Genomic DNA, 13,524 nt, shown 5'->3' on the forward strand with positions numbered 1-13,524 from the left:
TCACACCCGATGGGCCGCCGCCAGGGCTGGCAGCAGCACGTGGAAGACGGTCCCCTGCCCGGCCGGCGCGGTGACCCAGACGTGCCCGCCGTGGCTGTCGATGATCGAGCGGCACAGCGACAGCCCGATGCCCAGCCCGTGCTTCTTGGTGGTGTAGAAGGCCTCGAACAGGCGGTCCGGGTTGATTCCGCCCAGGCCCGGCCCGGTGTCGGCGATCGACAGGCGCGCCCCGTCCCCGGCCAGCGCGGTGGACAGCGTCAGCCGCCGGTCGCCGTGCCAGTCCGTGTCCATGGCCTCGATGCCGTTGAAGGCGATGTTGAGGATCACCTGCTCGATCAGCACGCGGTGGCAGGCCACCGGCGGCAGGTCGTGGCGCAGGTCGTAGGTGACGTCAACCGCCGCCATCTCCGCCTTCAGTTCGATGAGCTGCGCCACCTCCGTGACAAGGTGGGTGAGGTTCGTCTCCTCGCGCTGGTGGTCGCCGCGGCGGGTGAAGCTGCGCAGCCCGGCGATGATCCGCCCGGCGCGCAACGCCTCCGCCTGGGCGCGGTCGAGCCCGTGCAGCACGCTGGCCAGCGTCCCCCGGCGCTTCGACAGCCGTTCGACGCTGCCGCCGATGTAGTTCGCCACGGCGGCGATCGGCTGGTTGAGTTCATGCGCCAGCGACGCCGCCAGTTCGCCCAGCGTGCTCAGCCGGGCCAGATGCTCCACCTGCCGTTCCTGCGTGCGGGCGGCGTTCTCGGCGCGCAGCAGGTCCGTCACGTCGCGGAAGTTCACCAGAAAGCCACCGATGGCCGGGTCGTGCCGCAGGTCCTTCACGAAGGCATCGTGATGGCGCCAGCGCCCGTCACGGTGCAGGATGCGGTAGCTCAACCGCCGCACCTCTGCGCCCTGGGAACCGTCGCCCGCGCCGCGCAGCAGCGCCCGCGCCGCGCCGACGTCGGACGGATGCAGGAAGGGCAGCACGCTCCGCCCCAGGACCTGCCGCTCGGTGAAGCCGAGGACGGCGGTGATGGACGGGCCGACGTAGCGGACCCGCCCGTCGCCGGACAGGATGGCGATGCCGTCCACCGCGTTCTCGATCAGCGTGCGGTAGTAGCGCTCTCGTTCGACGAGGCGGCGTTCGGCCGCCTGCCGGTCGCTGACGTCGCGAAAGGCGGCCAGCACGCGCCGCCCGCCCGGCCCGCCGATGGGCTTCAGGCGGACCTCCACCGGGAACTCGCACCCCTGCCGGCGCAGCCGCCATTCGAAGGTCTGTGGCCCCTGCGTCAGCGCCGACCGGATGCGCGACAGCGCGGCCTGGGCATGGAACTCGTTCGCCGGAGCGCTGATCACGTCGACGGTGCGGCCCCTCAGCTCCTCCCGCGCCCGCCCGGTCAGTTCGCACGCCTGCCGGTTCATCGCCAGGATCCGCCCGGACCCGGCGTCGTGAACAAAGATCGCGTCTGACGAAGCATCGAAGACGCAGCAATCCTGGTTGACGACGCAACGGCTGGAGAAAAACGCGTTGACCTGCCCGCACGGCGCCGCGCCGAAGCGCCGGCCTCGCCTTCCTGATCCACGATGCGGCTTTGCCATCAACGGCGAATTCTCCAATCCCTAAGTATTAACTGTCATTACATTGACGGATTACCACTATGTGTCGGGACAAAGGCTTGGTCAACACTTATCGCGACCTGAGCCGGACTTGGCCGGACCGGCAACGACATGGAGAAGCGGGCACCGGCCCCGGGTGCCGAATCCACCCGAAGCTGCCCGCCGTGGGAGTCGAGGATCGAGCGGCACAGCGACAGGCCGATGCCGAATCCCTCGGGTTTGTCCGTGTAGAAGGCGTCGAAGATGCGGGCGATCTGCTCGCCGGACAGCCCGCAGCCGTTGTCGGCGATGATCACGACGGCCTCGTCACCCTGGCGCGCGGTTTCGATGCGCAGCCAGCGGGCGGCCTCCGGGGTATGCTCCATCGCCTCGATGCCGTTGACGGCGATGTTCAGGATGGCCTGCTCGATGAGGACGCGGTCGCACTCCACCGGCAGCATCTCCGGCCACAGCGACAGCGCGACCGACACGCCGCTGTCCCGCGCCCGCAGTTCCACGAACTCCAGCATGGCACCGGCCAGTTCGTTGAGGTCGGCGGGCTCGTGCTTGACCTCCGTGCGCCGGGTGAAACCGCGCAGGCTGGCGATGATGCGCCCGGCCCGCTCCGCCTCGCGCAGCGTCTTCTCCAGAACGGGGACGAGATCCTGCGGCTCCATCACCCCCGCACGCAGCCGCGCCAGCACCCCGCCGACGTAGTTGGACACCGCGGCGAAGGGCTGGTTCAGCTCGTGCGCGGTGGCGGAGGCCATCTCCCCCATCACGCCCAGGCGCGCCAGATGCTCCAGCTCGCGCTGGTGCCGCCGCTCCCTGGCCTCGGCCTCCACCCGTTCCGTCACGTCGCGGAAGTTGACGAGGATGCCGGCGATGTTCGGATCGGCGCACAGGTTCTGGAAGGACGCCTCGTGGACCCGGCACCGCCCGTCGCGGCCGATCACGCCGTAGTTCATCCGCGTGGCCGGGCCGTCGGCCGCGAGCTTGCGCAGGACGGCGCGGACCTGGGCCCGGCAGGCCGGATCGACCACGTCGAGGAAGCTGCGCCGGACGAACTCCGCCTCGTCGTAGCCGGTGAGCTGAAGGATCGACGGACCGACGTACTTCACCCGGCCGCCCGGCTCCAGGATGGCAATCCCATCGTCGGAATTCTCGATCAGTTTGCGGAAGTGCAGCTCCCGCTCCGACAGCCGCCGTTCGTGCTCCTTCCGGTCGGAAATGTCGCGGGCGATCGAGATCACGCGGGGCCGGCCGCACATGGTGATGCTCTTCAGCTCCACCTCGACCGGGTATTCGCGCCCGTCGCGGGTGCGGTTCATCCATTCGATGCGCATGGCGCCGCGCCGGATGGTCTCCCGCATCACGCGGCGCACCGCCTGGTTGTTGTAGCGGGGGCCGCGGGCGCTGATGTCCTGGACGCTCAGCCGCTTGAATTCCTCGACCGTGTAGCCGTTGACGCCGGCGGCGCGTACGTTGGCGTAAATGATCGCGCCGTCCTCGTCGTGGACGACGATGGAGTCGGTAGCGTTCTCGCAGATGACCTGATAGTCGATGTCGCTGCTCATGGTCCTGCCGGATGAGGGGGCCGGGCGCCAGTCAAGGTTGAAGCGTAGCGCGGCGGACGGCGCCCGGACAAGGCGGTTCCGGGCCGCCGCCCGCCCCTTTCGGACGGCGGCCCGGAACGCGGCCGGCCTTACGCGGCGGGAGCCGGGGCGAGCGCCGGCCTGGGCTGCAGCACCGACAGGCGGAGCAGCGGGTACAGCGTCGCCGACACGCCCAGCGACGTGAAGAATTCGATGGGTACGGCATCCCGCAGGACGTAGTGCGCCAGTACGAAGCCGGCGCACAGCGACAGCACGCCGGCCCAGTTCACCGCCTCCTGCCGCGGGGTGCGGCCGCGGCGCGCCAGCGCCGGCGCCACGACGAAGTAGTCGGCGATCATGATGCCGGTGAAGCACGTCGTCAGCACGCCCAGGATCGTCAGGAAGGAGTTGAACCAGACGAGCATGTCGCCGCTGAGGAAGACCAGCGAGAACAGGTTGGCCAGCACGACGAACAGCAGCCGGCCGGGCCGCCAGGCGAACACCGAGTCCGCCAGGTTGGTGAGGGCGAGCGAGCTGCTGTAGGTGTTGAGCACCTGCGCCTTGGACTGGGCGAGCACCATCAGCACCGTCCCGACGACGCCGCCGAAGATGATGAAGGCGGCGGCCACGCGATCCGGGTTCTCCAGCGCGATGCGCCCGGCGGCGTCGGCCGACATGCCCTCGACGTTGACATAGTACTCGATGAGGCTGGGCATGCCCGCGTACATGGCGATGCCGCCGAAGGCCACCATGCCCACGTCCATGAACAGGTTGCCCAGCACCGCCGCCACGCCGATGTCGCGCGAGCTGCGCGCGTAGCGGCCGAGGTCCGCGTCGACCAGCGCCAGGGCGCCGGCCGTGCCGATCAGCAGGTTCACGCAGAAGGCCAGCTTGCCGCCCGCCGTCTCGGCGCCCAGCAGCGCCAGCTGTTCGGGTGGCAGCTGCGACTGGAAGGTCAGCACGCCCACCCAGGACTGGCCCGAGGCGTCGACGATCCGCACCATCATGTAGGCCAGCACCGCCAGGAAGCCGATCAGGGTCACCGAGGCCACGCGCGTCACCAGATCGAACCCGTAGGCGGTCAGCCCGATCCACGCCAGGGTCATGACGCCATAGGCGACGACCTGGTTGAGGAGCGTGTCGGAGGCGCCGAAGAAGAACAGGAAGCCCTTGTACAGCAGCACGTTCTCCGCCGCGATCAGGCCGATCATCATGAAGGCGAGGATGGAGGAGGTGATGACCGCCCCCTTGTCGCCGAAGCCGTGGCGCCGGGCGATCATGGTGCTGGACAGGCCGGTGCGGCAGGCGATGTGGCCGAGCGCGGCGCCCAGGGCGGCGCCGACCAGCATGACGAGGAAGCCGGCGGTCAGGCCGATGACCATGCCGCCGACGAAGGTGACCAGCGCGCCGATGAAAAGCTGGATCAGGGTGGTGACGATGCCGACCGTGCTCCACGAGATGTCGAGCCAGGTGTGGCGGTCGCCGTCGGGTACGCGCTCCAGGGCGTGATCGTCGCCGAGGTCGTGAAGCGTGCTTGGACTGTCCATCATGGTGCACACCTTTCCGTGTGTCTGTCCGCGCCCGGATTCCGAAGGCGCGGGATCGTGGAGTGTCGATGGAGGAAGACCGCCCGCGCTCAGAGCGTGATGGCGAGCTTGAGCCAGATCCGGTCGCCCTGCGGCTTGTTCACGGCGCCGAATTCGCGGGTGTACTTGGCGTCGACCGAAAGCCCGCCCTGCTGGTAGCGGAGGTTCGGGCCAAGGGCGAAGACGCGGCCCTTGAAATCCCCCAGCACGGCGCCGCTGCCATAGTCGCCGGTGACCTGCTGGTAGGCGTATCCCGCCACCCCGGCGGCGAAGTTGCCGAAGTGCTTGCCCACCAGGAAATCGGCGTGCAGCTCGTTGCCCGAGCCGTAGCCGGTGTCCTTGTTCTTGAAGTTGAAGTCGTACATCAGCTTCACCGACGCCTCGAACCCCGCCTCGTTCAGGTAGGTGACGGCGACGACCGGCTCGATCGCCCAATGGTTGCGGCCCAGGTTGGCGATGTCGGTCTTGCGGTAGCGTCCCGTGGGCGCCACGATGTCCACGCCCACCGCGTAATGCCAGTTGCCCCGGTGCCAGCCGAGGATCGCCGGGCTGAAGACGATGTCGCCCAGGCCGGACTTGTGCTGGCTCATCCCGTTCACCTCGGCGCGGGCGTCGACGAACGGCAGGACGAGGTGGATCGCCCACACGCCGCCGATGAACGGCGCGTCGAACACCGGCAGGAAGCGGGTGGCGTTGGCCATCACCGTGGCGTCGAAGCTGGCAATGCCGGCCTTGTCGCCTTTGAATTTCCCGGCGTGGTAATACTGGTCGTAGTTGATCACGTAGGTGCCGGGTGGCGGCAGCGCGCCGGCAAGAAAGCTCTCCGACCCCTGGCCGTACACGCCGCCCCCGCCCTCCGTCGCGACGGCCGGGGTGGACAGCGCGGCGAACGCCGCCATGCAGGCGACCGCACACGCACCATGCGCAAAAATCTTCATGATGGGCTCTTTCGGTATGAATTTGCGTGATGCGGCCGATGCCGGGACCGGCGGCACGGGGACCGCGGCGCGCGCGGCGTCCATGGCCGGCGCGCACGGGGCCGACGCCCGGCACGGCCGCTGCAATGTCGCTTGTTGACTTTTCGACCCGATGATTTGGCCGGCCCCTTGTTTGGCCGGCCAACATCCTGAGATTACGGAAATTCGACGCCGCCGGAAATCGGGGGTGTTTCTTAGTACCCTAGGTGTTTTCACCTATCCCTGGCCGGCACGGCTGGCGGATCGGGCGCCGAAATCAAGACCGGCTTCCAGCCGATTTGCACGACGCCCGGGTGTTCATAGGCGCCCAAGTGCAGACCACGGTTCGGCAAAGCCTACAGGGCTGATTTCATTCGCAAATCCGCATAACGAGGTTGGCCTTCTGTAGGCGCCGATAGAAGGCCAGCTTGACCGCCTGATTCCTCAATGAAATCAATAGCGTGATCTGCTCCGCAGTTCGGCCCGCGTTGGACGCCGATCCACAGCCACCACGCCAGTGTCTCCATGCTCGCCGACCGGGCCACCATCGCCGACGCGCTCTCGACCGCCATGTTCCTGTCGCCGCCAGCGGCCGGCAGGCCCTGCTTCTCGACGCCTCGGGCACCGCCCGGACCATCGCCGCGACGCCGGGCTGACGCCGCCGGGGCAAGCCCCCTTTGCCCGGTCATCCCCCGACGATGGCCCGCAGCCCGGCGAAGGCCGGCTCCAGGACGCTGGCGTCGGCGTCGGCGGGGTGGATCGCGTAGATCGGCAGGCTGTAGGGCCGCTCCTCCGACACGACGCGCGCGATGCCGGCGTCCAGCAGCGGCTGCGCGAGCGCCTTCGGGAAATGGCCGGTCCCGCCGCACTGGGTAAGGTAGTCCAGGCCCAGCGTGCCCATCGAGATGGACAGGGGCGGCATCGGCGCGTCCACGTTGTGCAGCCGGTACTGGCGTCGGAAGTCCTCGCCCCAGTCGATGAGAACGTAATCATCGTCCGCGGCACCGCTGTCCCGGCCCTCGACGCTCAACAGTACCAGCTCCTCCTCGCACAGCAGCCGGACGCGCAAGCCCGGCAGGCTGCGCGCCGAATAGCAGACGGCGAGGTCCAGCACCCCCTCGCGCAGGGCATTGGCCAGGCCGTCCGGCAACCCGACCTCGCAGCGCAGGGCGATGTCGCGGGCGTTGCGCCGCATCCAGGGAATCCAGCGGTGCAGCAGCCGGTTCCACAGGCCGGCCTCGCTGCCGATGCGCAGCATCGCCCGATGGCCGGGGGGCAGAGCCGCCTCCTGCCGGGCCTGTTCCCAGATGCGCACCATGGCGACGGCGTGGCGCTGGAACTGCGCGCCCGCCGGCGTGAGGCTGGCGCCCGCCTTGTTGCGCACGAACAGCCGGCCCCCCAGCAGCTCTTCCAACTGGCGGATGCGGGTGCTGACCGTCGACTGGGTGACGTGCAGCCGCTCCGCCGCGGCGACGAAGCTGCCGGACTGCGCCACCTCCAGGAAGGTGCGGGCCAGATCGATGTCCATGATCGCGCCTGTTGCTTCATATCGGATTTAGCGATGGCATCCATCGAACAAATTCGCTGTTTCGAAGTCAAGCCGCCAACTATGGTGGCTTCGCGCCCGGCGAGGCTGTTTCCCGCCGGTGTCCTCTCAGGGCTCCGGCCCAGGCTGACGGTGCAGGTGCATGATGTCGCCCGTATCGATCTTCGCCATCGCTTGGTACGCGGCGGGTGTGGCCGGCTTCCTCTGGTGGTGGACGCAGGACGGGCCCCTCGACCGCCACGCGTTGGCCGAGGCCTGCATGGCCGGGGTGCTCGGGCCGGTCACGCTGCTCCTGGGCCTGTGCGTCCACCGCCTGATGGACGCCGACCCGATCGCCGCAGACCCGATCGCCAAGGCCGGGGAGGCACCTCCGCCGGGCCCTTCCATCCCTCTGCAAACGAGACCCGTGAACCATGTCCATCCGATCGCTGGAAGCCCCGATCACCGCGCCGACCGTCCTTGATGAGCCGGACGCGGACACGGAGGCCCACCGCCCCGAATCCCCTTACGTGGTGTTTCCGGCGCTCCTCCTCCTGCTCATCATGCCGCTGGGCATCGTGTTCCACCCCACGTGGCTGCCGGTCGTCGCCGAGGTGGGCGCGCTCGTCATGTTCGGCGTGATCTTCCGCCTGACGCGGCTGTGACCGGGGATGGGGAGGCCGGCGATAGGGAAACCGCCATGACCAATTTGACCCTCGACCGGACGCACGAGGACGGGTTCGCCGGCCTGCCGGGGAACCTGATGATGTGGATCCTCATCTTCAGCGAACTGGCGGTGTTCGGCGCCGCGCTGGTGGGGTTCGCGGTGGCCCGGACGCTGGACCCGGCGACGTTCGACGCCGGGCAGGCGCACCTGGACCGGCTGCTGGGCGGGCTCAACACGCTGGTGCTGGTGACCAGCGGCTACGTCGCCGCGCTGGGCGTGGAGGCCGGGCGGCACGGGCTGGGCGGCCGGGCACGGCGGCTGTTCTGCGGGGCGGCGGCGGTGGGGTGCGTCTTTCTGGTCATCAAGATGATGGAGTACTCGGCGACGCTCAGCGCCGGGTACACCATCGACAGCGACGCCTTCTTCGGGTTGTACTTCATGCTGACCGGCTTCCACGCTTTGCACGTGGTGTTCGGTATCGGCCTGCTGCTGGTCGTGGCCTGGAAGAACAGCGTGGAGAACCTGGAGACGGGGGCCGCCTTCTGGCACATGGTCGACCTGATCTGGGTGCTGCTCTACCCCATCGTCTACCTGATCCGTTGAGGGGGCTGCCGTGGTGAGAGGCATCAACCGCCTGACGCTGGCGTGGGTCGTGCTGCTGGCGCTGTCGGTCACCGCGCTGGTGGTCGGCGGGGCGGCTTCGCAGGAGTCGCTGGGCGTGGCCGGCACGGCCGGCGTGCTGCTGACCGCGCTGTTCAAGGGGCGCGAAATCCTGCTGCATTACCTGGAGCTGAAACACGCCGGGCGGGTCTGGCGGGTGGTGCTGACCGCCTACCTGCTGCTGATCGCGGCACTGGTTCTGCTGGCCTACGCTGCCGAACATCTGGGATGGACCACGTCGCGATGAACACGGGACTTGATGTCGACGACCAACAACGCCTCTGCCTCGCGCTGCTGGACAGCGCCGCCGAGGCCATTATCTACGCCGACCGCGACGGCATCATCCGCTTTTGGAACGCGGGCGCCGAACGCGTCTTCGGCTTCGGCGCGGACGAGGCGCTCGGCCGATCCCTCGACCTCATCATCCCGGAAAAGCAGCGGGCGCCGCACTGGGACGGCTACCGCCGGGTGATGGAGAGCGGGCGGAGCCGCTACGGCAGCGGCAGCCTGCTGTCGGCGCCGGCCGTCCGCAAGGACGGCGGCCGCATCTCGGTGGAGTTCACCATCGTGCCGCTGCTGGACGAATCCGGTGCCCTACTGGGCATCGCCGCCTGCCTGCGCGACGTCACCGCGCGCTTCGCCGAGATGAAGGCGCTGCGCTGCCGGGTCGCGGAGCTGGAGGGCCGGTGAGCCGGGTGCGCTTCAGCGCGCCTTGGCCGGATCGCCGTACTGCACCGCCTGCCCCTCCGCCGGCGCCCGAATCCCGAAGGTGCCGGCCAACCGGCGCAGGGCGTCGCGGTCCTTCTGGATGCCCACGAGGCTGGTGATGGCGAAGGTCGCCAGCTCGCGGTCCGGCGTGTGCGACGCCTGCGTCTGGTAAAGGTCGACGATGCGGTCGTGCAGGCGCAGCTGCGCCTCCACATAGCCTTTGCCGAACGCCGCCCCGCTCGCCCCGGTCAGCGCCTGCACGGCCTCGCGCGCCATGCCCTCATGCGCGTTGGCCGGGTTGGTCACCGCCCCGGCGGCGCCCAGCGCGTCGGCCCGTTCCGGCTTCAGCTGCTCGGCCGGCGGCAGGCTGCGGCCGTCCGACAGACGCTTCAGCTGCCCGGCGAGCGTCTGGTGGTGCTCGGCGATGGCGCGGGCGGCCGATTTCAGCGCCTCGTCCTCCACCTTCCCGGCGGCGAGCCGGCCAAGCTCCGCCTGCCCCTGGCTGGCGGCGGCGGCTTCCTTGAGGAACAGCGCGTCCTCCATCGGCAGCGCCTGGCCGGGCTGCGGCGGCACGCGCGGGGTGGGATCGGGCCGGATGTTGGCCTGCGACCACGCCGGGCCGGACAGCACGGCGAGGCCGGTGAGAACGATGGCGGCGAACTTGCTCATGCCAAACTTGCTCATGGGGCCTCCTTCAGCCGGTCAACTGGCGGTAGATGGCGGGCAGCGCCGCGGGCAGGCGCGCCACGTGCGGGAAGATCGCGTAGGTGCCGGGCCCGAACAGGTACGGCAGGTAGTCGCGCCCCTTCTCGTCGACGGTCACGCCGAACAGGCGCAACCCGGCGCGGCGCGCCTCCTGGACCGCGGCGCGCGTGTCCTCGATGGCGTAGCGGCCCTCGTAATGGTCGGTGTCGTTGGGCTTCCCGTCGGTCAGGACCAGCAGCAGGCGGTGCGTGTGCGGCCGGTCCTTCAGGCAGGCCGTGGCGTGGCGCAGCGCCGCCCCCATGCGGGTGTAGCTGCCGGGCTTCAGCGCCCGGATACGGCGCACCACGCGGGCGTCCAGCCGCTCCTCGAACGCCTTCACGGTGCGCACGCTCACCCGGTGCCGCCGGTGCGAGGTGAAGGTCAGGATCGCGTGCTCGTCGCCGCAGGCAGACAGCCCGTGCGTCAGCGCCAGCAGCGCCTCCTTCTCCACGTCCAGCACGCGGTGATCCTCGATGAAGGCGTCGGTGGAGAGCGAGACGTCGACCAGCACGCACACCGACAGGTCGCGCGCCACGGTGCGCACCGCGGTGTACACGCGCTCCGACCCGGGGCCGCCCGCCCGCCGGTCGGCGACCGCGCGGACCAGGGCGGAGAGGTCCAGTTCGTCCCCGTCCGGCTGGGCCGGCATCACCCGGCGGCGCGGGCGCATCGCCTCGAACTGGCGGCGCACCAGCCGGATGCGGCGCAACGCGTCCTCGTCCGGGCGCCAGTCCTCGCCCTCGATGGCGGCGGGCTCGGCGATGACGCGGCAGTGGTCGGGCAGGTAGCGGCGACGCTTCCAGTCCCATTCCGGATAGGTGATTTCGGCGCGCAGCGGCTTCGCCTCCACCTCCGCCGCCGGCAGGTCGAGGTCGAGGCGCAGCTTGGTGGGCGCCGTGCGCTCGTGCCGGCTCAGCGCGATCTCGTCCAGGTCCTCGGCGGCCCGGCGGGCGTTCTCCGCGTCGTCATCCTCGGTCTTGCGGTTGAGGTTCACCATCTCCGCCAGACCCAGGATCTTCTCGAAGCGGTTGAGCATCAGCGGGTCGTCGCGCTGCGTCTGGTCGCTCTCCCGCCGCCGCGCCTTGTGCCGCTTGCCGTCGCCCTCGGCGCCCGCCCCGTCCCCGGCGTCCGCCTCATCGGGCGAGATCCCGGCCGGCGCCTCGTCCACCGTGCCCCAAAGCGGCACCGGCAGGAACGGGCGGTAGCCGGGCGGTGCGCGGAAGCGGCCGGGGGGCACCGCCTCATCCAGCATCGGGTGAGCGGCGGCGTTGGGATCGGCCAGCAGCGCCGCCACCGCGTCCTCCACCGTCCGCTCCTCCTTCGGCAGGCGCCGCGCCGGCCGCACGGCGGCGACCGCGCCCGCCAGCCGGGCGTACAGCGTACACAGCCCCGGCCAGCCGGCAAGCGCCCGCAGCGTCGCCGCGCGGGCAGCGCGCAGGCGGATCACGTCGGCCTGCAGCGGATCGTCTGGCAGGGCCGACGGCGGCCCGGCGTGGACGAAGAAGGCGGCCAGCCACTCGTACAGTGCCGCGTTGTCGGCGCGGTCAGGAAACACGCCGATCCGCTCGGGCAACTGCAGCGTGACGTGGTCGTACCGGGCGATCGGCATCTTCTCGGTGCCCAGGCCCAGGCGCTGCTTCAGCCCCAGCCGATGGCCGGACGCCTGCGCCGCGGCCCCTGTGACGCGCACGGCGCCGGGGCCGCCCAGCGCGCGGAACAGCACGCCGACGCGCCCGCGCACCTCCTCCAGCGTCACCACCGCATCCGCATGGTGCGGGTAGGAGGCGGCATCGCCGACCAGGCGGTGCCACAGCTGGCCGACGAACTCCTCGGGCTCCCAGAACGCCGCCATCGCCTCACCCCAGCGTCAGCTCGGCGACCCGCAGCAGCGCCTTGCGCACCTCCGGGTCGTCGGTCAGCGGCTCGATCATGGCCGCCAGGATGGCCTCGTCCCGCGGCACGCCCGAGCGGATCAGCGCCGCGCAATAGACCAGCAGGCGCGTCGACACCCCCTCCTCCAGGTCCTGCCCCTTCAGCGCGCGCAGCGCGTTGCCCAGCCGCACCAGCGGCGCCACCCGCTCCGCCGGCAGGCCGCTTTCGCGGGCGACGATGGCCGTCTCGGCGTCCGGCTGGGGGAAGCCGAACTCGATGGCGACGAAGCGCTGGCGGGTGGACGGCTTCAGCGCCTTCAGGATGTTCTGGTAGCCGGGGTTGTAGGAGACGACCAGCATGAACTCCGCCGGCGCCTCCAGCACCTCGCCCGTGCGCTCCAGCGGCAGGATGCGGCGGTCGTCGGTCAGCGGGTGCAGCACGACGGTGACGTCCTTGCGCGCCTCCACCACCTCGTCCAGGTAGCAGACGGCCCCCTCGCGCACGGCGCGGGTCAGCGGCCCGTCCACCCACACCGTGTCGCCGCCCTTCAGCAGGTAGCGGCCGGTCAGGTCGGCGGCCGTCAGGTCGTCGTGGCACGACACGGTGTGCAGCGGCCGGCCCAGGCGTGCGGCCATGTGCGCCACGAAGCGCGTCTTGCCGCACCCCGTCGGCCCCTTCAGCAGCAGCGGCAGGCGGTTGCGCCAGGCGTGCTCGAACAGCGCCACCTCGTTGCCGGCCGGTGCGTAGTACGGTGGGGCGGCGGGTCCCGCCGCCCCCGCCCCCACCGCCGTGTCACGCGCATCCATGACGGCGCTCCGCTCATTCCGCCGGTGCGACCGAGGAGCGCAGGCGCCCCGGCACCTGCTCGCGCGCCGGCCCGAACGTGGCGTAGATGAACATCAGCGCGGAGATCACCACGAACACGCCGGACCCCAGCCGCATCCAGTAGAACAGGTTCAGCTGCTCCTGCACCTCCATGTAGGTCAGGCCCATGACGCGCTGCAGGTGGATCTGCACGACCCCGGCGAAGGTCAGCGTGAAGGTCATGAACGCCATGGCCGAGGTCATGATCCAGAAGCTCCACATGTTGAGCACCTGGTTGTACGGCGCCCGCTCGCGCATGTTCGGCATGGCGAAGGTGATCATGGTCAGGTTCAGCATGACGTAGGCGCCGAAGAAGGCCAGGTGCCCGTGCGCCGCCGTGACCTGCGTGCCGTGGCTGTAGTAGTTGACGAAGGACAGCGTGTGCATGAAGCCCCACACGCCCGCCCCGAAGAAGGCGAAGACCGGCGTGCCCAGCGTCCACAGCATCGCCGCCTTGTTCGGGTGGTCGCGCCGCCCCTTCCACGCCATGGTGAAGGCGAAGACGACCATGGCGAAGAACGGCGCCACCTCCAGCGTCGAGAAGATCGAGCCGATCCACTGCCAGTACCCCGGCGCGCCGATCCAGTAGTAATGGTGCCCGGTGCCCAGCAGGCCGGAGAACAGCGCCAGACCGACGATGGCGTACAGCCACTTCTCCACCACCTCGCGGTCGACGCCGGTCATCTTGATGACCAGGAAGGCCAGCACGGCGGCCATCACCAGCTCCCACACGCCCTCCACCCACAGGTGGACGACGTACCACCAGTACAGC

13 protein-coding genes are annotated in these 13,524 nt (G+C 70.0%); 4 read left to right on the forward strand and 9 right to left on the reverse strand.

Going from position 1 to position 13,524, the window contains the following annotated elements:
* From VED21_RS31905 to VED21_RS31925, 5 genes are all read right to left on the reverse strand, one after another.
* Complete coding sequence (locus tag VED21_RS31905; protein WP_324889746.1) at positions 1–1,578, reverse strand: PAS domain S-box protein; 1,578 nt, start codon at positions 1,576–1,578, stop codon at positions 1–3.
* A 38-nt stretch (positions 1,579–1,616) separates the two neighbouring features.
* Complete coding sequence (locus VED21_RS31910; protein ID WP_324889748.1) at positions 1,617–3,152, reverse strand: PAS domain S-box protein; 1,536 nt, start codon at positions 3,150–3,152, stop codon at positions 1,617–1,619.
* A 128-nt stretch (positions 3,153–3,280) separates the two neighbouring features.
* A complete protein-coding gene (locus VED21_RS31915; protein WP_324889750.1) occupies positions 3,281–4,720 on the reverse strand; it encodes a hypothetical protein in 1,440 nt (479 codons plus the stop codon).
* A gap of 86 nt (positions 4,721–4,806) precedes the next feature.
* Entirely contained in the window at positions 4,807–5,694 is an 888-nt protein-coding gene (locus VED21_RS31920) for a SphA family protein (RefSeq protein ID WP_324889752.1), read from the reverse strand.
* A gap of 703 nt (positions 5,695–6,397) precedes the next feature.
* On the reverse strand, positions 6,398–7,240 hold the full coding sequence (locus VED21_RS31925) for a LysR family transcriptional regulator (protein WP_324889754.1): 843 nt from the start codon (positions 7,238–7,240) through the stop codon (positions 6,398–6,400).
* Positions 7,241–7,671: 431 nt separating this feature from the next.
* On the opposite strand from VED21_RS31925, the gene VED21_RS31930 reads away from it, so the two are divergent.
* Genes VED21_RS31930 through VED21_RS31945 form a run of 4 tightly spaced genes read left to right on the forward strand, consistent with a single transcriptional unit; the run spans position 7,672 to position 9,254 of the window.
* Positions 7,672–7,902, forward strand: coding sequence for a hypothetical protein (locus VED21_RS31930; RefSeq protein ID WP_324889756.1), 231 nt, complete (start codon positions 7,672–7,674; stop codon positions 7,900–7,902).
* A 35-nt stretch (positions 7,903–7,937) separates the two neighbouring features.
* Positions 7,938–8,507 carry a cytochrome c oxidase subunit 3 family protein gene (locus tag VED21_RS31935; protein ID WP_324889758.1) on the forward strand — a complete coding sequence of 190 codons (570 nt, stop codon included), beginning with the start codon at positions 7,938–7,940 and terminating at the stop codon, positions 8,505–8,507.
* Positions 8,508–8,520: 13 nt separating this feature from the next.
* On the forward strand, positions 8,521–8,811 hold the full coding sequence (locus VED21_RS31940) for a cytochrome C oxidase subunit IV family protein (RefSeq protein WP_324889760.1): 291 nt from the start codon (positions 8,521–8,523) through the stop codon (positions 8,809–8,811).
* Positions 8,808–9,254 (forward strand): PAS domain S-box protein, encoded by a 447-nt coding sequence (locus VED21_RS31945; RefSeq protein ID WP_324889762.1) that lies wholly within the window; start codon positions 8,808–8,810, stop codon positions 9,252–9,254. The genes VED21_RS31940 and VED21_RS31945 overlap by 4 nt, the downstream gene beginning before the upstream one ends.
* Before the next feature lie 12 nt (positions 9,255–9,266).
* Here the strand turns inward: VED21_RS31945 and VED21_RS31950 are convergent, their stop codons facing one another.
* The 4 genes from VED21_RS31950 to VED21_RS31965 all read right to left on the reverse strand — a co-directional run.
* Complete coding sequence (locus tag VED21_RS31950; RefSeq protein WP_324889763.1) at positions 9,267–9,956, reverse strand: DUF4142 domain-containing protein; 690 nt, start codon at positions 9,954–9,956, stop codon at positions 9,267–9,269.
* A gap of 10 nt (positions 9,957–9,966) precedes the next feature.
* A complete protein-coding gene (locus tag VED21_RS31955) occupies positions 9,967–11,868 on the reverse strand; it encodes a nitric oxide reductase activation protein NorD (RefSeq protein WP_324889765.1) in 1,902 nt (633 codons plus the stop codon).
* A 4-nt stretch (positions 11,869–11,872) separates the two neighbouring features.
* Positions 11,873–12,694, reverse strand: a complete 822-nt coding sequence (locus VED21_RS31960) for a CbbQ/NirQ/NorQ/GpvN family protein (RefSeq protein ID WP_324889767.1) — start codon at positions 12,692–12,694, stop codon at positions 11,873–11,875.
* 13 nt (positions 12,695–12,707) lie between these two features.
* Positions 12,708–13,524: cbb3-type cytochrome c oxidase subunit I (locus VED21_RS31965; RefSeq protein ID WP_324889769.1), on the reverse strand; the 817-nt coding region annotated here is incomplete at its 5' end.

The organism is Azospirillum sp. (assembly GCF_035627195.1).
In the GTDB taxonomy this organism is placed as follows: domain Bacteria; phylum Pseudomonadota; class Alphaproteobacteria; order Azospirillales; family Azospirillaceae; genus Azospirillum.